The 21,958-nt window shown below is 70.5% G+C and carries 21 protein-coding genes; 10 read left to right on the top strand and 11 right to left on the bottom strand.

All coding sequences use genetic code 11. The features are described from left to right. Positions 1-102: 102 nt before the first annotated feature. The gene (locus PSESU_RS02600) at positions 103-1,686 is read left to right on the top strand and encodes a GMC family oxidoreductase (protein WP_013534211.1); all 1,584 of its coding nucleotides are present in this window, start codon (positions 103-105) and stop codon (positions 1,684-1,686) included. An 84-nt stretch (positions 1,687-1,770) separates the two neighbouring features. Here PSESU_RS02600 and PSESU_RS02595 read toward each other — a convergent pair whose 3' ends face one another. Then, the gene (locus PSESU_RS02595; protein ID WP_013534210.1) at positions 1,771-3,699 is read right to left on the bottom strand and encodes a M48 family metallopeptidase; all 1,929 of its coding nucleotides are present in this window, start codon (positions 3,697-3,699) and stop codon (positions 1,771-1,773) included. Positions 3,700-3,753: 54 nt separating this feature from the next. After that, positions 3,754-4,359, bottom strand: coding sequence for a LemA family protein (locus tag PSESU_RS02590; RefSeq protein ID WP_013534209.1), 606 nt, complete (start codon positions 4,357-4,359; stop codon positions 3,754-3,756). A 161-nt stretch (positions 4,360-4,520) separates the two neighbouring features. Between PSESU_RS02590 and PSESU_RS02585 the strand changes: the two genes are divergently transcribed. Beyond that, entirely contained in the window at positions 4,521-5,822 is a 1,302-nt protein-coding gene (locus PSESU_RS02585; protein ID WP_041763783.1) for a serine hydrolase domain-containing protein, read from the top strand. A gap of 298 nt (positions 5,823-6,120) precedes the next feature. Here the strand turns inward: PSESU_RS02585 and PSESU_RS02580 are convergent, their stop codons facing one another. The 6 genes from PSESU_RS02580 to PSESU_RS02555 all read right to left on the bottom strand — a co-directional run bounded on the left by PSESU_RS02580 (position 6,121) and on the right by PSESU_RS02555 (position 11,080). After that, positions 6,121-6,612, bottom strand: coding sequence for a hypothetical protein (locus PSESU_RS02580; RefSeq protein ID WP_013534207.1), 492 nt, complete (start codon positions 6,610-6,612; stop codon positions 6,121-6,123). 774 nt (positions 6,613-7,386) lie between these two features. Next, positions 7,387-7,782, bottom strand: a complete 396-nt coding sequence (gcvH, locus tag PSESU_RS02575; RefSeq protein ID WP_013534206.1) for a glycine cleavage system protein GcvH — start codon at positions 7,780-7,782, stop codon at positions 7,387-7,389. A gap of 90 nt (positions 7,783-7,872) precedes the next feature. After that, positions 7,873-8,979, bottom strand: coding sequence for a glycine cleavage system aminomethyltransferase GcvT (gene gcvT, locus PSESU_RS02570; protein ID WP_041764368.1), 1,107 nt, complete (start codon positions 8,977-8,979; stop codon positions 7,873-7,875). Positions 8,980-9,043: 64 nt separating this feature from the next. Beyond that, complete coding sequence (locus PSESU_RS02565) at positions 9,044-9,661, bottom strand: cation transporter (protein WP_013534204.1); 618 nt, start codon at positions 9,659-9,661, stop codon at positions 9,044-9,046. A gap of 18 nt (positions 9,662-9,679) precedes the next feature. Further along, a complete protein-coding gene (locus PSESU_RS02560) occupies positions 9,680-10,111 on the bottom strand; it encodes an NfeD family protein (protein WP_013534203.1) in 432 nt (143 codons plus the stop codon). A 3-nt stretch (positions 10,112-10,114) separates the two neighbouring features. Continuing rightward, complete coding sequence (locus tag PSESU_RS02555; protein ID WP_013534202.1) at positions 10,115-11,080, bottom strand: SPFH domain-containing protein; 966 nt, start codon at positions 11,078-11,080, stop codon at positions 10,115-10,117. A gap of 150 nt (positions 11,081-11,230) precedes the next feature. Here PSESU_RS02555 and PSESU_RS02550 point away from each other — a divergent pair, with 150 nt between their 5' ends. The 3 genes from PSESU_RS02550 to PSESU_RS02540 are packed head-to-tail and all read left to right on the top strand — an operon-like array spanning position 11,231 to position 13,764. Then, positions 11,231-11,896 carry an RNA polymerase sigma factor gene (locus tag PSESU_RS02550; RefSeq protein ID WP_013534201.1) on the top strand — a complete coding sequence of 222 codons (666 nt, stop codon included), beginning with the start codon at positions 11,231-11,233 and terminating at the stop codon, positions 11,894-11,896. Beyond that, complete coding sequence (locus PSESU_RS02545; protein ID WP_013534200.1) at positions 11,889-12,614, top strand: hypothetical protein; 726 nt, start codon at positions 11,889-11,891, stop codon at positions 12,612-12,614. Before PSESU_RS02550 ends, PSESU_RS02545 begins: the two co-directional genes overlap by 8 nt. 37 nt (positions 12,615-12,651) lie before the next feature. Beyond that, positions 12,652-13,764 carry a PDZ domain-containing protein gene (locus PSESU_RS02540; RefSeq protein WP_013534199.1) on the top strand — a complete coding sequence of 371 codons (1,113 nt, stop codon included), beginning with the start codon at positions 12,652-12,654 and terminating at the stop codon, positions 13,762-13,764. A gap of 358 nt (positions 13,765-14,122) precedes the next feature. On the opposite strand, the gene hemP is transcribed toward PSESU_RS02540, so the two are convergent. Together hemP and PSESU_RS02530 are read right to left on the bottom strand one after the other, a co-directional pair. Then, positions 14,123-14,317 carry a hemin uptake protein HemP gene (gene hemP, locus PSESU_RS02535; protein ID WP_013534198.1) on the bottom strand — a complete coding sequence of 65 codons (195 nt, stop codon included), beginning with the start codon at positions 14,315-14,317 and terminating at the stop codon, positions 14,123-14,125. Between the two features lie 78 nt (positions 14,318-14,395). Continuing rightward, positions 14,396-15,370 (bottom strand): aldo/keto reductase, encoded by a 975-nt coding sequence (locus PSESU_RS02530; protein WP_013534197.1) that lies wholly within the window; start codon positions 15,368-15,370, stop codon positions 14,396-14,398. A 195-nt stretch (positions 15,371-15,565) separates the two neighbouring features. On the opposite strand from PSESU_RS02530, the gene PSESU_RS02525 reads away from it, so the two are divergent. The 4 genes from PSESU_RS02525 to PSESU_RS02510 all read left to right on the top strand — a co-directional run bounded on the left by PSESU_RS02525 (position 15,566) and on the right by PSESU_RS02510 (position 19,430). Beyond that, complete coding sequence (locus tag PSESU_RS02525) at positions 15,566-16,864, top strand: NupC/NupG family nucleoside CNT transporter (protein ID WP_013534196.1); 1,299 nt, start codon at positions 15,566-15,568, stop codon at positions 16,862-16,864. 75 nt (positions 16,865-16,939) lie between these two features. Beyond that, positions 16,940-17,905 (top strand): ribokinase, encoded by a 966-nt coding sequence (locus PSESU_RS02520; RefSeq protein WP_013534195.1) that lies wholly within the window; start codon positions 16,940-16,942, stop codon positions 17,903-17,905. A gap of 13 nt (positions 17,906-17,918) precedes the next feature. Continuing rightward, positions 17,919-18,917, top strand: a complete 999-nt coding sequence (gene dusB, locus PSESU_RS02515; RefSeq protein WP_013534194.1) for a tRNA dihydrouridine synthase DusB — start codon at positions 17,919-17,921, stop codon at positions 18,915-18,917. A 186-nt stretch (positions 18,918-19,103) separates the two neighbouring features. After that, positions 19,104-19,430: a hypothetical protein gene (locus tag PSESU_RS02510; protein ID WP_013534193.1), complete on the top strand. Its 327-nt coding sequence runs from the start codon at positions 19,104-19,106 to the stop codon at positions 19,428-19,430. 39 nt (positions 19,431-19,469) lie between these two features. Here the strand turns inward: PSESU_RS02510 and PSESU_RS02505 are convergent, their stop codons facing one another. Beyond that, a complete protein-coding gene (locus tag PSESU_RS02505) occupies positions 19,470-20,507 on the bottom strand; it encodes a metal-dependent hydrolase (RefSeq protein ID WP_013534192.1) in 1,038 nt (345 codons plus the stop codon). A 152-nt stretch (positions 20,508-20,659) separates the two neighbouring features. Here PSESU_RS02505 and metK point away from each other — a divergent pair, with 152 nt between their 5' ends. Further along, positions 20,660-21,877, top strand: a complete 1,218-nt coding sequence (metK, locus tag PSESU_RS02500; RefSeq protein ID WP_013534191.1) for a methionine adenosyltransferase — start codon at positions 20,660-20,662, stop codon at positions 21,875-21,877. Positions 21,878-21,958: the final 81 nt, after the last annotated feature.

The following is a 21,958-nucleotide window of genomic DNA, read 5'->3' as shown; positions in this document are numbered from 1 at the left end:
CGCTCCCTTCGCCCCACGCGGTCGGGGAACAGGATCACGCTTGCGTCCCAGCGACACCCCCGCCAGCATTCATGCACGCCGACCGGCGCGACAGGGGAACGCATGTACGACTACGTGATCATCGGTGCCGGCTCGGCCGGCTGCGTGCTGGCCGCGCGCCTCAGCGAGGACCCCGCCTGCCGGGTGCTGCTGCTGGAAGCCGGGCCGCGCGACTGGCATCCGTTGATCCACATGCCCGCCGGCCTCGGCCGCCTGGTCAACCAGCGCGACATCAACTGGGACTACACCACCGAGCCGGAGCCGCAGCTGCTCGGGCGCCGGCTGTGGTGGCCGCGCGGCAAGGTGCTGGGCGGCTGCAGCTCGATCAATGCCATGTGCTACACCCGCGGCGTGCCCGGGGACTACGACGCCTGGGCCGCGGCCGGTGCCGAAGGCTGGGACTGGGAGACCGTGCTGCCGTACTTCCGCCGTGCCGAGGGCAACACCCGTGGCGCCGGCGCGTTGCACGGTGCCGACGGTCCGCTGTGCGTATCCGACCTTCGCCATCGCAATCCACTGGCGGAAGCCTTCGTCGAATCCGGCGTGCAGGCCGGCTGGCCACGCAATGACGACTTCAATGGGCCGTCACAGGAAGGATTCGGCTTCTACCAGGTCACCCAGCGCGACGGCGCGCGCTGCTCGGCCGCGGCTGCCTACCTGGCGCCAGCCCGGTCGCGTCCGAACCTGGAGATCGTCACCGGCGCGATGGTGATGCGGATCGTGGTCGAAGGCGGCCGCGCCCGGGCGGTCGAGTACCACACCGGCCGGCGCGCCCATCGCGCCGAGGCCGGCGAGATCCTGCTCAGCGCCGGCGCGGTGAACTCGCCGCAGGTGCTGATGCTGTCCGGCATCGGCCCGGCCGACGAGCTGCGCGCACACGGCATACCGGTGGTCGCCGACCTGCCCGGCGTCGGCGCCAACCTGCAGGACCACCTCGACATCTGCACCCTGCACCACTGCCCGCCCGGCCTGAGTTACGATCGCGCCAGCGAGCTGAAGATCGCGTTCGACTACTTCCTGCGCGGCCGCCGTGGCGCCGGCACCAGCAACATCGCCGAGGCTGGCGGCTTCGTGCGCTCGAGCCTGGCCAGCGATGACCGCCCGGACGTGCAGTTCCATTTCGTCCCGGCCATGCTCGACGACCATGGCCGCAACCGCCTGCCCGGCGACGGCCTGACCGTGCACGCCTGCTTCCTGCGTCCGCGCAGCCGCGGCCGGATTGCCCTGCGCGACGCCGACCCGCGCAGCCCGGTGCGGATCCACGCCAACTACCTGTCCGATCCGGAAGGCTTCGACCTGGCGGTGATGGTCGAGTGCGCACGGCTGTCGCGGCAGCTGCTGTCGCAGCCGGCCTTCGCCCGCTACCTGGGCGAACCGATCCATCCGTCGCGCACCGACCTGCCGGACGCGGAGCTGGAACAGTTCGTGCGCGGCAAGGCCGAGACCATCTACCACCCAGCCGGCACCTGCCGCATGGGCAAGGACGCGGCAGCCGTGGTCGACCCGCAGCTGCGGGTGCGCGGCATCGACGGCCTGCGCGTGGTCGATGCCTCGGTGATGCCGGAGCTGCCCGGAGGCAACACCAATGCGCCGGTGATCATGATCGCCGAGCGCACCGCCGACCTGCTGCGCGGCCGCGCCGCCTGACGGCCTGGCGTGCGCGCTGCACGCACGACCATCACGGGGCCCTGGACCAGGCGCGGAAATCGCACTCTGACCCCGGTTTTCTGGTCAGCGACTCAGCAGTGCCGGCAGCGGGCAGTGCAGCACGCCACACACGGTGCGCAGCAGCTCGGCTTCGGCCACGCTGACCTGGCCGTCGTGCGAGACCGCGTCGACCAGGGCCTCGACCAGCACCTGCTTGGCCGGCGGCGCCAACGCATCCAGCGGCTCCCAGACCTCGTCCAGCGCCTGCACGCCCTGCGCAGGTGGTGCGTACGGCATATGGTCGCGCTGGAGTACCCGCTGCAGGCCGGCCAGGTAGGCGCGCTGCGCGGCCTGGTGGTCGCCGGGATGTCCGGCCTGGGCCAGGACCGCCAGCAGCACCGAGAACTCGCGACGCACGCTCGGCGCCTTGTTGTGGCCGAAGCGCGTGTACCGCGACGGATCCAGTGCTTCGCGCACCTGCACCTGCAGCAGCCGCGACAGGCAGTACTCGAATACCGACACCCGGCCATCGGCGTGGACCACCGCATCGATCGCGTCGAGGAAGGCGTCCAGCTCCGGGCGTGGGCGCTGGCGCAGCACCGGGAACGCGAGCGCCGCCAGCGGCAGTCGCAGCGCCGGATGCAGCGACTGCAGCTGCTCCTGGCGCAGCTGGCGGGCGCGTGCGGCCACGGGGGCGCCACAGCGTGCGGAGATCTCCTGCAGCTGGCGGTCGGCAATCGAAGGATCGGCGTCCAGCACCATGCCCAGCAGCAGCGGCATGGCCAGGTCGCGCTGACGCGCCAGTTCGCGCAGCCCGGGATCCAGGCTTTCCACCAGGTCATGGGCCTGGCGGTAATCGTCCTCGGCAGGCGCGGCGACCTGGCCGGATACCGCCGCAGGCACGACAGCCATCCGCGCACCGCGCGAAGGCAGGGGCGGCGGGCCGCCGGGCCTGGCGTCGCGCGCGGCCAGGCCCAGCGCCGCGTCCTCGGCCAGGCCATCGGGCGGCGCCACGCGCCAGCGCGCTTCCAGCTGCTGCAGCTGGCGCGGGTCGAACGAAGGCTCGAGGCGGCGGATGCGCTCGACCAGCGGCGGATGGGTCGCCATCCACGACGACAGCGCCATGCCCTCGCCGAACAGCATGTGCCCGATCTCCTCGGCCTCGGCGCGGTTGGCAAGTCGGGAGCCCTCGTGCAGGCCTCCGATCTTCTTCAGCGCGCCGGCCAGGCCCTGGGTCTGGCGGGTGAACTGCACCGCCGAGGCATCGGCCAGGTATTCGCGCTGGCGGCTGACGCCGGCCTTGATCAGGCGCCCGAAGAACACGCCGATGCTGCCGACCACCACCGCCACCAGCGCCGCGACCAGCAGCGGCGCGCCGTCGCGGCTGCGGCCCAGGCGCCCGTACACGAGGATGCGCTGGCCGATCAGGGCCAGCATCATGATCCCGAACAGCACGCCGACCAGGCGGATGTTCAGGCGCATGTCGCCGTTGAGCACATGGCTGAACTCGTGCGCGATCACGCCCTGCAGCTCGTCGCGGTTGAGCCGCTCCAGCGCGCCACGGGTCACGGCGATGGCGGCATCCGACGGGCTGTAGCCGGCGGCGAAGGCGTTGATGCCCGCCTCGTCCTCCATCACGAACAGCTTGGGCACCGGCACGCCCGAGGCGATGGCCACTTCCTCGACCACGTTGCGCAGGCGGCGCAGCAGTGGATCGCGGGTGTCCTCCGGCACCCAGGTGCCACCCATCTGCGCGGCGATCGCGGCGCCACCACCACGCAGCGAGGCCACACGGTAGAGCGAGCCGAGGCCGATCACCGCGAGGGTCAGTACCGTCGCAGCGACCGCGCCACCGATGCTGCCGGTGAACAGCAGCACCACCGCGTCCACCGCCAGCACGATGCACGCCACCGCCACGGCGAACAGCAGCACCAGCCGGAACGAGCCGCGGCGGGCCTGCTCCTGTTGTTCGAAGAAGTTCATCGGCACGGATACCTGGTCGACGCCCGGCATGCCCCGCCCGCCGCGTCGCTCACGACGCGTGGGCGTGGCCGCCGGGAACGGGGATCAGAACTGGACGCGCGGGGCCTCGCGCACCTGCGCGGCCTTTTCAGCCGGCGGTTCCAGCAGCGCGGCGGGAGCGAAGTTGAACGCACCGGCCACCACGCTGGAGGGGAACACCTCGCGCCGGTTGTTGTAGGCCATCACCGCGTCGTTGTAGGCCTGGCGCGCGAAGGCGACCCGGTTCTCGGTCGAGGTCAGTTCCTCGGACAGCTGCATCATGTTCTGGTTGGCCTTCAGGTCCGGATAGGCCTCGGCCACCGCCATCAGCCGGCCCAGCACGCCGTTGAGCTGGCCCTGGCTGGCCGCCAGTTCGGCCATCGCCGCCGGATCGCCGGGATTGGCCTTGGCCGCGGCCAGGCCCGCCTGCGCAGCCGAGCGCGCGGCGATCACCGCTTCCAGGGTCTGCCGCTCATGGCCCATGTAGGCCTTGGCGGTCTCCACCAAGTTGGGGATCAGGTCGAACCGGCGCTGCAGCTGCACGTCGATCTGGGCGAAGGCGTTCTTCCACGCGTTGCGGGCGGTGACCAGGCCGTTGTAGATCCCGATCGCCCAGCCGGCCAGGACCACCACGAGGCCCAGAATTACCAACAGGATCAACAAACTGCCCATTCATCTTCTCCTTGTTTGTGCATTCCGGAAAACCGGCGCTAGAATCGGTTACAGCAGTAAATCACAGGTGGGAAGCAATGAGAGACGGGCGCAATCACCGGTCCGCCAAGGCGGGCCGCGCACTGGCACCCCGGGCCCTCAGGCTCGCCTCCCTGGCGTTGATGCTTGGGCTGGCCATCCCGTCCACCGCCCGCACGCCGACCCTTTCGGCCACGCCGCCCCCGCCCACCCAACCGCTGCCCTACCGCGACACCGCCACACGCGCCGTGGAGCCGCCGGCCGCGGGTTTCGACGTGGCCCTGTTCGAGGCCATGGCCGAACAGCTCGTGCAGGGCCAGCGCGTTCCCGGCATGGCGATGACCATCGTACAGGGCGGTCGCGTGCTCAGTGCGCGAGGATACGGCGTCACCGACGTCGCCCGTCCCGAACCGGTCGACGGCCACACCGTGTTCCGCCTCGCCTCGCTGTCCAAGGCCTTCGCCGGCACCATGGCCGGCCTGCTGGTCAACGACGGCAGCCTGCGCTGGGACAGCAGGGTCGCCGACTACGTACCGGGCTTCCGCCTGGCCGACGAGGCCTACACCCGCAAGGTCACCGTCTCCGACCTGCTCAGCCACAGCGTCGGGCTGCGCGCGCACAACGCCTACGACCGCGACATCGAGGCCAACGCCGAGTACTACACGGTGGCGCAGAAGCTGGCCGACGCGCCGATGCAGTGCGCGCCGGGCCAGTGCTACGCCTACCAGAACGTGGCCTTCAGCCTGGTCGGCGACGTGGTGTTCGCCGCCACCGGCAAGTTCTACGAGCAGGAAGTCCAGCGCCGGATCTTCGAGCCGCTGGGCATGAGCGATGCAAGCCTGGGCCTGACGGGCATCGAGTCCAGCAGCCGCTGGGCGCGCCCGCACGTGCGCAGCCGCAACGGCTGGGTGGCAATCAAGCCCAAGCCGACCTACTACCGCCTGCCGCCGGCCGCCGGCGTAAACGCCAGCGCCAGCGACATGGCGCAGTGGCTGCTGGCGCACACCGGTCATCGCCCGGACGTGCTGCCGGCGCCGCTGCTGGCGACCCTGCACGCACCGGTGGTGCCAACCCCCGGCGAGATGCGTTCGGGCTGGCGCCGCGAGCGGGTCAACTCCGCCGCCTACGCCCTGGGCTGGCGGGTGTTCGACTACGCCGGCGAGGAAGTGGTGTTCCATGCCGGCGCGGTGCAGGGCTACCGCGGCCTCACCGCGATCCTGCCCGGCCGCGACCTGGGCGTGGCCATCCTCTGGAACAGCGAGAGCTCGCTGCCGTCCGGCATGCTGCCGACCATCATCGACCAGGCCCTGGGCCTGCCTGCGCAGCGCTGGCTGGACGTGGACGTCGACTTCGGTTCGGACAACCTGATGGTCGAACGCCAGGAGGCGCCGGCCACTCCCGCACGCGGTACCTCGGCACGCCGCGCCGCCGCCTCGCCGCGCTGATCGCACCTGGCACCAGCTCCCCGGGTGCGCTTCGCCTACCCGGCTACGAGCATCGGGAAGACAGACTGACGCAAGGGTCCGCAAGGGCCCTTCCTGCGTGGGTCACGCGTGCCGCGCGGTGGGCGGCACCATGATGGCGTCGAAGCCGGGCGCCCGGGCCGGTGGGTTCGTGATGCGATCCCGGACGCCGTCGCGCGCCGCCCTGCCACCTGCCCGCGAAGAACGCGGAAGAAAAAACTCCCTCCCCGCTGGGCTACCGGGGAGGGAGTCATGGGGTACTACGGTAATCGGAAGCTGATCAGATCAGCGGAGCCGGGGTCGCCGGCAGGGCAACCGGGGCCTGCTTCTTCTTGGCGGCCTTCTTCGGAGCAGCCTTCTTCGGAGCAGCCTTCTTGGCAGCCTTCTTCGGGGCAGCCTTCTTGGTGGCCTTCTTGGCGACCTTCTTCGCAGCCGGCTTCTTGGCAGCGGTCTTCTTGGTGGCCTTCTTGGCAACCTTCTTGGCAACCTTCTTGGCGGCCTTCTTCGGAGCAGCCTTCTTGGTGGCCTTCTTCGCGGTCGACTTCTTGGCGACCTTCTTGGCGGCCTTCTTCGGAGCAGCCTTCTTGGTGGTCTTCTTCGCGGTGGCCTTCTTGGCGACCTTCTTCACCGCCTTCTTCGCGGTGGCCTTCTTGGCGACCTTCTTCGCAGCCGGCTTCTTGGCGGCGGTCTTCTTGGCGGTGGCCTTCTTGGCGACCTTCTTCACCGCCTTCTTGGCGGCGGGTTTCTTCTTCGCAGCTTTCTTCACAGCCATGGTGTAGCTCCTCGTCAGTGATTTGCGGTTGGGTTAACGCCCAGTCGCGAAAGCCCGCCGCGCGTGCAGCGGGTAGTCCGTCGGCGCGCCAGGCACGTCGATGCGGATACGGTTTCGCCCGCGCGATGCGATGGCGCGGGCGGGAATCTGGGGGGTCGCTGCTTTTGCTCGGGGGAAGAGCGTCCTGTCCACCGGCTTGAACGTCGTGGCGGATGCCCGGGTTTTGCTTCGCGTTGTGGTGTTGATTCGACTCACTCGCTTCGGCAGGCAGCGTCTGCTGGGCGAAACCTAATCACGGTTTTTTTTACTGTCAACACCCGCGCGCGCGTTTCTTCGCCGGGCCTGCACGCCATGCTCACCGGCGCGGCGCGGCGCACGACGCGGCATTCGACGGCGCGCATCGCGCGCCCTTGCGATGCATTGCAAACGGATGCGGAAAACAAGTGGTTTTTCTTGCAGTGCTATCGACGCACCTTGTCCGGGCGTGCCGCGGGCGCAGGCCGCGTGGTGCCGGTGGAGGGCGTACCGGCGCGCTTGGACCGGTGCGATTTTTTTTCGCCGCAACCGATCCTTTTCGCGTCGCACAAGCCGATTTGCGCAGAACTGCGCAGGCGCTGGAGGCGGCACGCGTGCCTTCGTCGGCACGCCGGCGGAGTGAGACGACGCATCGCGGAGGCGACGACGAACGTGCCCCAGGGAATTCCAGGAGCCGGAAACGACGACGCCCGCCGAGGTGGCGGGCGTCGGTCGAAGCCGGTGGCCGGCGATGGACGGTCAGTCGTCCTCGCCCTCGATCACTTCGGCGTAGTCGTCCGGCGAGAGCAGCTCGGCGAGCTGCTCGTTGTCCACGCCTTCGACCACGAACAGCCAGCCTTCGCCGTAGGCATCCTCGTTGATCGTCTCCGGCTTGTCGGCCAGGGCGGTGTTGACCTCGGCGACCTTGCCGGTCACCGGGCTGTAGACGTCCGAGGCCGCCTTGACCGACTCGACCACCGCCACGGCGTTGCCCGCCTCGACGCTGTCGCCGACGTTCGGCAGTTCCACGTACACCAGGTCGCCCAGCAGCGACTGTGCGTGGTCGGAGATACCCACGGTGACGCGGCCGTTGCCTTCGGCACGGACCCACTCGTGGGACTTGAGGAACTTGAGGTCGCCGGGGATCTCGCTCATGTGGAAACTCCGCTCGCGCTGGGGGTATGGGAACGGCGGCTAGTCTAAGTAGCGCACCTTCCAAGGTAAACCGTCGTTGCACCTGCAGGCTCAGGCGAGCACGCCCGGCTGGGCCTGGCCCTCGCGGACGAACGGGAACTTCACCACCCGCACCGGCACCTCGCGCCCGCGGATGTCGACCCGCACCTGGCCCGGCTCGCCGGCCGGGATGCGCGCCAGCGCGATCGCCTTGCCCAGGGTCGGGGAGAACGTACCGGACAGGATCTCGCCCTCGCCGCCGGCGGCCAGAACCTTCTGGCCGTGGCGCAGCACGCCGCGCTCGTCCATCACCAGGCCGACCAGCTGGCGCGGCACGCCCGCGGCCTTCTGCGCCTCCAGCGCGGCGCGGCCGATGAAGTCGCGGCCCTCGTCCAGCGAGACCGTCCAGCCAAGGCCCGATTCCCAGGGCGTGGTCGACTCGTCCATGTCCTGGCCGTAGAGGTTCATGCCCGCTTCCAGGCGCAGGGTGTCGCGCGCGCCGAGGCCGGCCGGCTTGACACCCGCCTCCAGCAGCGCGTTCCAGAACGCCACCGCCTGGTCCTGCGGCAGCACCACCTCGAAGCCGTCCTCGCCGGTGTAGCCGGTACGCGCCAGGAACAGCGGGATGCCGCCGGCCGAGGCGACATCGATCGCGGCGAACCGTGCCAGGCCAGCGGCGCGCTCGCGGTCGGCCTCGGCCAGCAGGCCGACCACCTTGTCGCGCGCCTGCGGGCCCTGAACGGCGATGATCGCCAGCTCGGCGCGCTCGCGGACCTCGACGCCGAAGGCCTGGGCCTGCTGGCGGATCCACGCCAGGTCCTTCTCGCGGGTGGCGGCGTTGACCACCAGGCGGAAGTAGTCGTCGCCCAGGTAGTAGGCGATCAGGTCGTCGATCACCCCGCCCTGCCCGTCGAGCATGCACGAGTACAGCGCCTTGCCCCTGGTCTTGAGCTTGTCGACCGAGTTTGCCAGCAGCCGGCGCAGGAACTGGCGCACCTGCACGCCGTGCAGGTCGACCACGGTCATGTGGCTGACGTCGAACATGCCGGCCGCCTGCCGCACCAGGTGGTGTTCGTCGATCTGGGAGCCGTAATGGATCGGCATGTCCCAGCCGCCGAAGTCGACCATCTTCGCGCCGAGGGCGCGGTGGCTGTCGTTGAGTACGGTCTTGAGGGTCATGGCGCTCTCGAACAGGGAAAGCGCCATTATCGCCCAGCGGCCCCGGCGCGGACCGTGTCCAAGGTCAGGCAGCGCGCAGCGCCGCCACCGCATTGCGCGCCACCCGCCAGGCCGAGGCGAGGAACACCACCAGCAGCAGGCCGGCCACCACCAGGTCCGGCCAGCCACGACCGGTCAGCCACACCAGGGCGCCGGCCAGCAGCACGGCCAGGCCGTCGGCGATGTCGTTGCGCGCGCACTCGTAGGCCGAGGCCAGGTTGACGTCGCCATGGCGCCAGGGCCGCAGCAGCCACAGGCAATACAGGTTGGCCGCCAGGTTCAGCGCGCCGGCCCAGCCCATGGTGCCGAACAGCGGCACGGCCGGATCGACCAGCAGGCGCCAGGCGATCGCCCCGCCCACCGCCAGCGCCGCGCCCAGGATCAGTGCCGCCTTGAACATCGCCACCCAGGCCTTGGCCCGCAGCGACGAGGCGACCACCGCCAGGCTCAGCGCGTAGGTAAGTGCATCGCCGAGGTTGTCCAGCGCGCCGGACAGCAGCGCGCTGGAACGCGAGTAGAGCGCGGCGCCAACCATCAGCAGGAAGCTGGCGGCATTGACCCACAGCACGATGCGCAGGACCCGGCGCTGCCCCGCCTGCAGGCGGGCCGCCTCGACCCCGCATCCGCCACAGCAGCCGGCCATCGTCCTGCGCCCTGTACCTCAGGCTTCCTGGACCTTGAGGGTCATGCCGTCGGCTGCCACCACGCGCACCGGCGTGCCGGCAGGCAGGTCGGGGCCTTCCACGGTCCAGAACGCATCGCCAATCCTGATCCGGCCACGGCCGCCGACGATCGCCTGGTCCAGCGGCACCACCAGGCCGATGTTCTGCTCGGCGCGGCGGTTGAGCAGCGGCCGGTCGCTCTGCCGCCCGCGGTTGCGGAACCAGCGCCGGTAGACCTGGATCGAGACGAAGCTCAGCACAACGAACAGCGCGACCTGGGCCAGCAGCGGGATGCCGGGCAGGAACAGCACCAGCAGCAGCATCGCCGCGGCGGCGAAGCCCATCCACAGCAGGAAGGCACCCGGCGCCAGGGTCTCGGCCGCGATCAGGACCAGTGCCGCCACCGCCCAGGTGGTTACGTCCCAGCGCATGGCTCAGGCTCCCGGACGCGGCGGCGGGGCGTTGCGGCGCGCAGCGTTGGCCTGCTGCCCGGCCAGCGCCTCGCGCGCCAGTTCGGCCACGCCACCCAGCGAGCCGAGGATGCCGCTGGCCTCCATCGGCATCAGCACGAACTTCTGGTTCGGCGCGGTGGCCAGCTTCGCGAACGCCTCCACGTACTTCTGTGCGACGAAGTAGTTGATTGCCTGGACGTCGCCCTTGGCGATCGCCTCGGACACCATCGTGGTGGCCTTGGCTTCCGCTTCGGCCAGGCGCTCGCGCGCCTCGGCGTCGCGGAACGCGGCTTCCTTGCGGCCCTCGGCCTCCAGCACCGCGGCCTGCTTCTCGCCTTCGGCGCGCAGGATCTCGGACTGGCGCGAACCCTCGGCCTCGAGGATCTGCGCGCGCTTCTCGCGCTCGGCCTTCATCTGCCGGGCCATGGCATCGACCAGGTCGCGCGGCGGCTGGATGTCGCGGATCTCGATGCGGGTGACCTTGACGCCCCACGGATTGGTGGCGTGGTCGACCACTCCCAGCAGCTGGGCGTTGATCGCCTCGCGCTGGCTCAGCGACTCGTCCAGGTCCATCGAGCCGATCACGGTACGGATGTTGGTCTGGACCAGGGCGATCATCGCCACTTCAAGGTTGGACACCTCGTAGGCGGCCTTGGCCGCGTCCAGCACCTGGAAGAACACGACGCCGTCCACGCGGACCACCGCGTTGTCCTTGGTGATGACGTCCTGGCTGGGCACGTCCAGCACCTGCTCCATCATGTTCACCTTGCGGCCGATGCCGTAGACGATCGGGACCAGGAAATGCAGGCCGGGATCGAGGGTGTGGGTGTACTTGCCGAAACGCTCGACCGTCCACTCGAAACCCTGCGGCACCATGCGCACGGTCTTGAACAGGACGATGATGCCGGCGACCGCCAGCACTGCCGCAAGGAAACCCGAAGAGAACATCCCCATGCTCCTGTGGCCATCCCGGCCGGTGTTTGTCCGGTCCCAGTATAGGCACGGGCGCGACCGGGAAACCGGAGGCCGGCCCGCGGCCATCCCGCCGGGGCCGGAACGACTGCGACGCTTTCGCCACCTCCGGCATCCATGTGACTGATGAGCCACGGCCTGCTGCCTGACATACCCCCGCCCCCGGCGCCCGATGGCGTCGCGGCGCTGCACGTCGCCGTGCCTGCCGCCGACGGCCGCGGGGATCCCGGCGCCCCGCGCTCGTCCTTCGCCATCGCGGTACCCGATGGACTGCTGGCGCGTGCGCGGCGTGGCGACCAGGCGGCGTTCGAGCAGATCTACCGCTGGTTCGAGCGACCCGTGTTCACCCTGGCCATGCGCCTGTGCGGCGACCGCGAGGAGGCCAGCGAAGTGCTGCAGGACACCATGCTGAAGGTGCTGCGCGGCATCGGCGAGTACCGGGCGAGCGGACCGTTCTGGGGCTGGCTGCGCCAGATCGCGGTCAACGAAGCGCTGCTGCGGCTGCGCCGGGGCAAGCGCCTGGACCAGGTGCTGCCGCTGGATGGCCACGACGTGGAGGACACCGCGGCCCCTCCGCCCGCCGCCGCGGATGCGGCCACGCTGCAGCGCGCGCTGGCCGCACTGCCCGACGCGACCCGCAGCGTGCTGTGGCTGTACCACGCCGAGGGCCACACCCATGAGGAGATCGCCGCGCTGATGCAGCGCACGCCGAGTTTCTCCAAATCCCAGCTGGCGCGCGGCACCCGCCGCCTGCGTGCGCTGCTGCAGGTCCAGGAGCATAGAGATGACTGAGCGACACCCCGATCCGCGAAGCTGGAGCGACGCATTCTCCGCGCTGCCGCTGGAGGCTCCGCCGGTGGATGCCTGGCAGCGGATCGCGCCGCGGCTGGCTCCGGCGCCGCGCCGCACGCACCGGATCCTGCCCTGGGCGATCGCTGCATGCACCGCGCTGCTTGCCGCGCTTCCGCTGCTGTTGCTGGTACGCCAGGGCACGCCGGATGGGACGCCGGCGGAAGTGGCGGCGGGCAACCACGCGGACCCGCCGACCGTGCTGCCTTCGTCCGACGGGCGCGACGCGCCGGTGGCGACCGATGCCATCGCCACCAACGCCCCGGCGACAACGTCCGCCGCACACCCCCGATCCTCGCCCGCCGCCCGGGACGAGCCTCCGGCTGTTGCCGGGCACACCCGCGCAAGCACTCCGGCCGTCGACCCGGGCCTTGCCAGGCTGCAGGCCGAATCGGCCCGGCTGGAGGCACTTGTGGCCGAGCTGGCACGCAACGAACCGGTCGACGGCGCGCAGCTGGTGCTGACCCTGTCACTGCAGGCACAGGTTGGCGATATCGATGCGGCATTGGCGGAAGGCACGCTCGACCCGGTGGTCCGCAGCGACCTCTGGCGGCAGCGCGTGGCCGCGTTGCGCGACCTTGCCGGTGTTGCCAGCGACCAGCGCTGGGATGCGCTGTTCGCCGATGCCAATCCCCGCTACGCCCTGGTCCAGGTCTATTGAGCCCGGGCACCCACGCGATCCACTGGAGAACAACAGGATGAAACGCGCATACCAACATCGACGCGCCACGCCCTGGCTGCTGGCCTGCGCCTGCCTGCTCACGCTGCCCGCCACCGCCGCGACGAAACAGGCCGGAGACGTGCAGGCCGAGGCCGAGATGGCAAAGGCCCGCTCCGAACTGGCCCGCGCGCGTGCGGAGCTGGCCGATGCCGCGCGCCGGGTCGCCGAGCTGTCGCGCACCAAGGCCGGCCACGACATGGCGGCCGCCGCGCAGCTGGCCGACGGTGCCGCGCGCGCGCGCCTGGGCGTGCTCCTCGGCGTCGACCCGCAGGCCGGCGTGCGCATCGTCGGCGTCACCCCCGGCAGCGGCGCGGAGAAGGCCGGGCTGCGCAGCGGCGACCGCCTGCTGCGGATCCGTGGCGAGGCGATTGCCGGCGCCAACGGCGAGGCGCGGGTCGAGGCCGCGCGCGAGGCGCTGTCGCGGCTGGAATCCGGCAGCAAGGTCAAGGTGACCTACCAGCGCGATGGTCGCGAGCAGACGGTGGAGGTGGCGCCCGAGCCGATGCGGGTACATGTGTTTGCCCATCGGCTCGGCGGTGACTCAACGGCAGGCGGCGTCGGCCAGGCGCGCGACCTCGCGCCGCAGCTGCGCAGCGAGGTGTTGCAGCTGTCGCTGCCCGGCGCCTGTGGCGGGGACGACTGCAAGGCACCGCTGCTGAGCGAGGCGCTGCGCTGGAACGGGCTGCACCTGGTCGCGCTGGATGCGCAGCTCGGCCGCTATTTCGGCGCCGAGCGCGGCGTGCTGGTGCTGTCCCGGGGCGCGCTGCCCGGACTGCAGTCCGGCGACGTGATCCAGCAGGTCGAAGGCCAGGCGGTGGCCACCCCGGCCGAGGCCATGCGCCAGATGACGAAGAAGGAGCCGGGCCAGCAGGCGCGGCTCACGGTGCTGCGCGACCGCAGCGCGCGCCAGGTGCAGGTCACCGTGCCCGAGCGCATGCGTTCACTGGACTTCGTGCCGGCACCTCCCGCGCCACCGGCGCCGCCATCCGGTGCGGAGATGCAGCCGCCTGCGCCGCCTGCCCCACCACCTCCGCCGCAGCCGACCGCCGAAGTGCCCCCACCGGTGCCGGGGTATCCGACGCTGGTTTGACGACGCGTCCGCAGATGGCGTGCGACACCGCAGATCCTGCGGACTCCTGGCACCCCGCCGATGGCGGGGTCCTTTTTAGTGCGGTGCCCGGACGCGGGGTCGTCCGGACGCGATGCGCATGCCGGTCCCGGCCCGGAGCGCTGACCGGCCGCGGCCCGCTGCTGGATGCAACGCACGGCGGCGGTGCGGAAGCGGCTGGACGATGCAACTGGTGCCATGCGGTGGTACGCCCATCGCCGCCGGCGTCCTTCCCGCATCGACGACGGGCCGTCCGTGGCCAGGACGGCGGCAGGGCACTGCCCGCCGAACGCCAGCAGCGTCGCTTAGCCGGGGCAGGATCTCCTGCGTCCCGCTCGCGTTACTTGGTGAGGATCAGCTTGTCGTTGCTGGTGTGGCGCAGGCGGTACACGCGGTCGCCGTGGCGGATCAGGATCTCGCGCTGCCCGCGCAGCAGCTCGTCGCTGCTGAGGGCCTGCACCTCGACCGGGGCCGCGGAGGCGGCCGGGGTGCTGCGTGCGGAAGGGGACGGCAGGCTCAGGCGATGGACATTCATTGCGGACTCCGGCGGGGGCTGGGGGAAGGCCTACCCGCCGATGATAATAATTCGCATTTGCGTGTCAACGCATTCCGGTCAGCCGGTGGTGACGACTTCCAGCCGCTGCCAGACCTGCTCGTCGTAGCGGCCAGCCAGCTCCAGCGCTTCCAGGTTCTGCAGCAGCTGCTCGACCTTGCTGGCGCCCAGGATCACGCTGCTGACATGCCGGTTCCGGAGGCACCAGGCGATGGCCAGCGGGGCCGGGGCCTCGCCCAGCTGGCGTGCCGCCTCGACGAAGGCCTGGGCCCGCTCCAGCCGCCGCTCCTGCGGCTCGCCCAGCACCAGCGGCTGCAGCCAGCCGGCATCGGCCTGCGCCAGCCGTCCTTCCCCGCCGATGCCACCGGCGTACTTGCCGGTGAGCAGGCCCGAGGCCAGCGGCGACCAGGTGGTAGTGCCCATGCCCAGTTCCGAATACAGCGGCGCGTACTCCAGCTCCACCCGCTCGCGGTGCAGCAGGTTGTACTGCGGCTGCTCGACCACCGGCGCGGCCATGTGCTGGCTGCGGGCGATGCGCGCGGCCTCGCGGATCAGCGCTTCCGGCCACTCGGAGGTGCCCCAGTACAGGATCTTGCCCTGGCGCACGAGCATGTCCATCGCCGCGACCGTCTCCTCCACCGGCGTGTCCGGATCCGGGCGGTGGCAGTAATAAAGGTCGAGGTAATCGACGCGCAGGCGCTTGAGCGCGGCATGGCAGGCATCGACCACGTGCTTGCGCGACAGGCCGCGCTGGGTCGGGCGCGGCGACTCCGCCGAGCCGAAGAACACCTTGCTCGACACGCAAAAGCCGTCGCGCGGCAGTCGCAGGTCGGCGATCACGTCGCCCATCACCCGCTCGGCCTCGCCGTTGGCGTAAACCTCGGCGTTGTCGAAGAAGTTGATGCCGTGGTCCCAGGCCGCGGCCACCAGCTCGCGGGCCTGGCCCCGCCCGACCTGGCGGCCGAAGGTCATCCAGGCGCCGAACGAAAGCGCGGACAGCTGCAGCCCGGAGGCGCCGAGGCGGCGGTATTGCATGGGATCACTCCTGTGGATCGGGGGTGCCCGCAGTGTAGGCCGGCGGGCATGGGCGTTGCCGCAGTGGACCCGCCCGGCGCGTCGCATACCATCGCGCGACGCCTTTGCTGGCGGGCTTTCCGCGCCCCCATACACACGCGCAGGGTGCCGACCTGCTACGCTTTCGCGCATCCTTAACATTCGCGGAACCCCTCAATGATCGAGGCAATCGGGCGGATCGGCTTCGGCCTGTTCGGACTGGCCGTGCTGATCGGCATCGTCTGGCTGTTCTCCAACAATCGCCGGGCGGTGGACTGGAAGCTGGTCGCGACCGGCCTGTTCCTGCAGATCGCCTTCGCCGCCCTGGTGCTGCTGGTCCCGGGCGGACGCGAAGTGTTCGACTGGCTGAGCCACGGCTTCGTGCGCGTGCTGGGCTTCGTCGGCGAGGGCTCCAACTTCATCTTCGGCAGCCTGATGGACACCTCGACGGTGGGCTTCATCTTCGCCTTCCAGGTGCTGCCGACCATCATCTTCTTCTCCGCGCTGATGGGCGTGCTCTACCACCTGGGCGTGATGCAGGCGGTGGTGCGGGCGATGGCCTGGGCGATCACCAAGGTGATGCGCGTGTCCGGCGCCGAGACCACCAGCGTCTGCGCCAGCGTGTTCATCGGGCAGACCGAGGCGCCGCTGACCGTGCGCCCGTACATCCCGAAGATGACCAACTCCGAGCTGCTGACCATGATGATCGGCGGCATGGCCCACATCGCCGGCGGCGTGCTCGCCGCCTACGTGGGCATGCTTGGCGGCGGCGACCCGGAGCAGCAGGTGTTCTATGCCAAGCACCTGCTGGCGGCGAGCATCATGGCCGCGCCGGCCACCCTGGTGATCGCCAAGATCCTGATCCCGGAAACCTCCGAGCCGCTGACCCGCGGCACGGTGAAGATGGAAGTGGAGAAGAACACCGCCAACGTCATCGACGCGGCGGCCGCCGGCGCCGGCGACGGCCTGCGCCTGGCGCTGAACATCGGTGCGATGCTGCTGGCCTTCATCGCCCTGATCGCCCTGGTCAACGCCCCGCTGACCTGGCTGGGCGAGGTCACCGGCATCGCCGGCATGATCGGCAAGCCAACCAGCCTGTCGACCATCCTGGGTTACGTGCTGGCCCCGATCGCGTGGGTGATCGGCACCCCGTGGGCCGACGCCACCACGGTCGGGTCGCTGATCGGCCAGAAGATCGTGATCAACGAGTTCGTGGCCTACACCGAGCTGTCGCAGATCGTGAACGGCCAGGTCCCCGGCCAGTTCCTGAGCAAGGAAGGCGCGCTGATCGCGACCTACGCGCTGTGCGGCTTCGCCAACTTCAGCTCGATCGCGATCCAGATCGGCGGCATCGGCGGCCTGGCCCCGGAGCGTCGCCAGGACCTGGCCCGCTTCGGCCTGCGCGCGGTGCTGGGTGGCTCGATCGCCACCTTCATGACCGCCACCATCGCCGGTGTACTGTCGCATTTCGGCTGATCCACGGCCGCAGGCCGGATGCCCCCGCGTCCGGCCTTGCGGCTTCCCCCGTAGTCCAGACGCAGCAGAGGCCCCATGAATCCGGTCATCGTCGTCGGCTCCTTCAACGTCGACCATGTCTGGCGTTGCAATGAACTCCCCGCCACTGGCGCCACCATCGCCGGCCAGTACATGACCGGTCCCGGCGGCAAGGGTTTCAACCAGGCCGTGGCTTGCGCCCGCGCCGGCGCGCCCACCACCTTCATCTGCGCACTCGGCGACGACCCCGGTGGCGCACTCGCCCGCGAACTGGCGGAATCCGACGGCATCGACCTGCGCGCGGAAGCCAGCAGCGAGCCCACCGGCACCGCCGGCATCTATGTCGACGCCCGTGGCCGCAACAGCATCGTGATCGGCGCCGGCGCCAACGGCGTGCTCAGCGCCGGCCACGTCACCGCCGACCGGGCGTTGGCCGGCGAGGCCGGCGTGCTGCTCGCCCAGCTGGAGTCGCCGGTGGAGGCGATCGAGGCCGCGCTGCAGATGGCGCGCGAGGCCGGCACCACCACCCTGCTCAACCCGGCGCCGGCCAATGCGCCGACCAGCATGGGCCTGCTGCGCCTGGCCGACGTGCTGACCCCGAACGAGACCGAGTTCGCCGCCCAGCTGTCGCGCCACGTCGGCGAGCGGATCGAACCGGACGCGGTCGCCGCGCTGGACGGCGCGCGCCTGCACGCGCTGTGCCGCAAGCTCCTGCCGCACGGCACCGTGGTGGTGACCATGGGCTCGGTAGGCGTGTTCGTCTCGCATGCCGAGGAAGAGCCGCGCGGCGACGGCCAGCCCTACTACCGCATCGGCGCCGAGAGCGTGACCGCCAGCGACACCACCGGCGCCGGCGATGCCTTCAACGGTGCGCTTGCCGCCTCGCTGGCGCGCGCGCCAGGGCAGCCGTTCGCGACCCACGTGCGCTATGCCAACCGTTTCGCCGCGCTGTCGACCGAGCGCGCCGGCGCGGCCGCCTCGATGCCGCGCCACGACGAGGTACTGGCCCGCTTCCCGGGCTGAGGCGACGACGGCGATGCGGATCGGTCCTTACCCGATCGAACCGAAGGTGGTGCTGGCGCCGATGGCCGGCGTCACCGACAAGCCGTTCCGGCTGCTGTGCAAGCAGCTGGGCGCCGGCCTGGCGGTGTCTGAGATGACCATCTCCGACCCGCGCTTCTGGAACACCCGCAAGTCGCTGCAGCGCATGGACCATGCCGGCGAGCCGGATCCGGTCAGCGTGCAGATCGCCGGCACCGAGCCGGAGCAGCTGGCCGGGGCGGCGCGCTACAACGTCGCCAACGGCGCGCAGATCATCGACATCAACATGGGCTGCCCGGCCAAGAAGGTGTGCAACGCCTGGGCCGGCTCGGCGCTGATGCGCGACGAGGCGCTGGTGGCGCGGATCCTCGAGGCGGTGGTCGCGGCGGTGGACGTCCCGGTCACGCTCAAGATCCGCACCGGCTGGTGCGCCGAGGTGCGCAATGCGCCCACCATCGCCCGCATCGCCGAGGAATCCGGGATCGCCGCGCTGGCCATCCACGGCCGCACCCGCAACCAGCACTACACCGGGCAGGCCGAGTACGACACCATCGCCGAGGTGAAGTCGCGGCTGCGCATCCCGGTGCTGGCCAACGGCGACATCGATTCGCCGGCCAAGGCCGCCTTCGTGCTGCGCCACACCGGCGCCGACGCGGTGATGGTCGGCCGCGCCGCCCAGGGCCGGCCCTGGATCTTCCGCCAGATCGCGCATTACCTGGGCACCGGCGAGGAACTGCCCGAGCCGTCCGTGGCCGAGGTGCGCGACATCCTGCTCGGCCACCTGCAGGCCCTGCACGCGTTCTACGGCGAGGAACAGGGCGTGCGCATCGCGCGCAAGCACCTGGGCTGGTACGCGAAGGACCGCGCCGAGAACGCCGCCTTCCGCGCGGTGGTCAACCGCGCCCAGACCGCCGCCGAGCAGCTTGCGCTGACCCGCGGATACTTCGACGCACTGGAAGCGGGCATGCCCTTCGTGCTGGCGGAAGTCGCCTGAGTTCCCGATCGTTGCGGACTGGTTGCTTCATTTAACCGTCCATCGCTTGAACGGTACCAATGGCAGGGTGCAATCCGGCACTGTGGCCACGCCGTTGCCGGCGCGACGCTGCGGCCACCGGAGCCCCCGCTCCGGTACGCGGGTCCGCCCGCGGCTTCCCTTTCGGGCCCAGCCCCGGAGGCTGTCATGTCTGCACGCATCGCGCTCTTCGCGGTCGCAATGGCCGCCCTTCCCACCGCCTTCGCCGCGAACACCTCCGTCGACGCGCTGTCGCAGGAGACCGGCGTCAGCGGACGCCACATCCGCATGATCGCCGGCGCACGCACGCCGTATGCCGAGTACCGCATCGTCTACGACCGCATCGAGCGGCAGTTGCGCGATGCGATGGGCGACGCCGCATACGAGCGGCTGCAGCGTGGCGATGTCGCTGCCGCGCTGCAGTTGCAGCAGGGGTATGCCAGCGCCACGCGCGTGGGCCCACCGGTGCGCGAAAGGGTGCGACTGGAAGGCTGACGCGTACGTGCGGTCGCGCGCCGATGGACGCCGTCGCGCTCAGTCACCGGGCGGGGCGGGGCCGGTCGGCGGGGCTTCCCAGATCCGCCGCCACATCGGCCCCAGCCGCCGGCGCGCTTCCCAGGGCAGGCGCAGCTGTCGTGGCGGGATCGGCTGCCAGCGGCCCTCCGCATCGCGCTCGGCCACCGCGAACACGAAGGTGTAGTCCGGCTCCGAGCCCATGCGCAGGTCGGAGAGTTCGAGCCGGCCATCGCGCTCGCGCGCCTTCATGAAGCCGTGGTTGAACCAGGCCAGGCGCTGCACCGCCGGGATACCGGCGGCCTCGCCCAGTGCCTGGGTGTTGGACGGGTAGCCACGGAACGCGATCGCGCCGGTGTCGGCCACCAGCGAGTACTCGCCTTCGACGAAGCCGCCGGGCGTCATCGCCACCACCCGCCACAGCAGGGTGTTGAACGGCATCGGCACCGAGAACCGCGGCGCATCGCCCAGGCCCATCGCCGCCAGGGTGCGTTCGGCCTGGCGGTCGACCATGGCCTTGGCCACCAGCGACCAGCCCAGGTAGGCGCTGCTCAGCACCAGCCCCGCCAGCAGGGCGCGCTGGGCAAGCGGGCGTGCCCGGGCGAACCAGGCCACCACGCAGGCGGCGAGCAACCAGACCGTGTACAGCGGATCGATGATGAAAACGCTGGACCACATCGTCGGCGCCACCGGCAGCGGCCACCACAGCTGGGTGCCGTAGACGGTGAACGCGTCCAGCAGCGGATGCGTGACCAGGGCCAGCTGGATCGCCCAGAACCAGCGCCGCGGCGACTCCGCCACCCGCCCGCGGCCATGACGCAGGAACAGCCACCACAGCAGCCAGCCGACCAGCGGCAGCACGAACAGGGAGTGGCTGAAGCTGCGGTGCACGGTCATCAGCAGCACCGGGTCGGCGGTAGCCAGCCTGATCGGCAGGGAGTCCAGGTCCGGAAGGGTGCCCAGTCCGGCGCCGGCCAGCAGGGCGGCGCGGCGGTGGCGGGCGGGGGCGATGGCGGCGGCAAGCGCGCCACCGAGGACGATCTGGGTCAGTGAATCCATGCCCGGATGCTAGCAGCCGGCCTTCACGCCGAGGCGCGGGCCGCCCGTTTCCTTTAACGGTTCCCAACCCCGTGCGGAGCAGAATGCACCGCGGGCCCCACGCGTGTATCATGCGCGGCCATCTTTTCATCCGAATACAGGGATATAGCCCGATGTCCAGCTATCTCTTCACCTCCGAATCGGTCTCCGAGGGCCATCCGGACAAGATCGCCGACCAGATCTCCGATGCGGTCCTCGACGCCATCCTGGCGCAGGACAAGCGCGCCCGCGTGGCTTGCGAGACCCTGGTGAAGACCGGCGCCGCCATCGTCGCCGGCGAAGTGACCACCAGCGCCTGGGTGGACATCGAAGGCCTGGCCCGCAAGGTCATCAACGACATCGGCTACAACAACTCCGACGTCGGCTTCGACGGCCACACCTGCGCCATCATCAACATGCTCGGCAAGCAGTCCCCGGACATCGCCGCCGGCGTGGACCGCAAGAAGCCGGAGGAACAGGGCGCTGGCGACCAGGGCCTGATGTTCGGCTACGCCTGCAACGAGGCGCCGGAGTTCATGCCGGCGCCGATCTATTACTCGCACCGCCTGGTCGAGCAGCAGGCCAGGATCCGCAAGAAGCGCAACTCCCAGCTGCCGTGGCTGCGCCCGGACGCCAAGAGCCAGGTCACCCTGCGCTATGACGGCAACAAGGTCGTTGGCCTGGACGCCGTGGTGCTGTCCACCCAGCACGACCCGGGCGTGAAGCAGAAGGACCTGGTCGAGGGCGTGTACGAGCACATCCTCAAGCCGGTGCTGCCGAAGAAGTGGCTGGAGTCGCTGCCGAAGAAGAAGGTCCACATCAACCCAACCGGCATCTTCGTGATCGGCGGCCCGGTGGGCGACTGCGGCCTGACCGGCCGCAAGATCATCGTCGACAGCTACGGCGGCATGGCCCGCCACGGCGGTGGCGCGTTCTCGGGCAAGGATCCCTCCAAGGTCGACCGTTCGGCCGCCTACGCCGCCCGCTACGTGGCCAAGAACGTGGTCGCCGCCGGCCTGGCCGACAGGTGCGAGGTGCAGGTCTCCTACGCCATCGGCGTGGCCGAGCCGACTTCGATCTCGGTGACCACCTTCGGCACCGGCCGCATCCCGGACGCGCAGATCGAGAAGCTGATCCGCAAGCACTTCGACCTGCGCCCGTACGGCATCATCAAGATGCTGGACCTGGTGCACCCGGTCTACCAGGCCACCGCCGCCTACGGCCACTTCGGCCGCAAGCCGTTCGAGCTGAGCTACACCGACGGTGCCGGCAAGAAGCAGGTCGCCACCGCCTTCTCCTGGGAGAAGACGGACCGCGCCGAGGCGCTGCGCGCCGACGCGAAGCTCAAGTAAGCCTCGCTGCAAGCCGTATCGAAAGGCCGCCTCCGGGCGGCCTTTCTTTTGCCTCCTCGCCGGAGGCACCGGCCACCTGCC

It is taken from the genome of Pseudoxanthomonas suwonensis 11-1, from assembly GCF_000185965.1.
Classification (GTDB): domain Bacteria; phylum Pseudomonadota; class Gammaproteobacteria; order Xanthomonadales; family Xanthomonadaceae; genus Pseudoxanthomonas; species Pseudoxanthomonas suwonensis_A.
The sequence above is the reverse complement of the archived record's forward strand: the minus strand, read 5'-3'. Positions and strand labels throughout refer to the sequence as shown.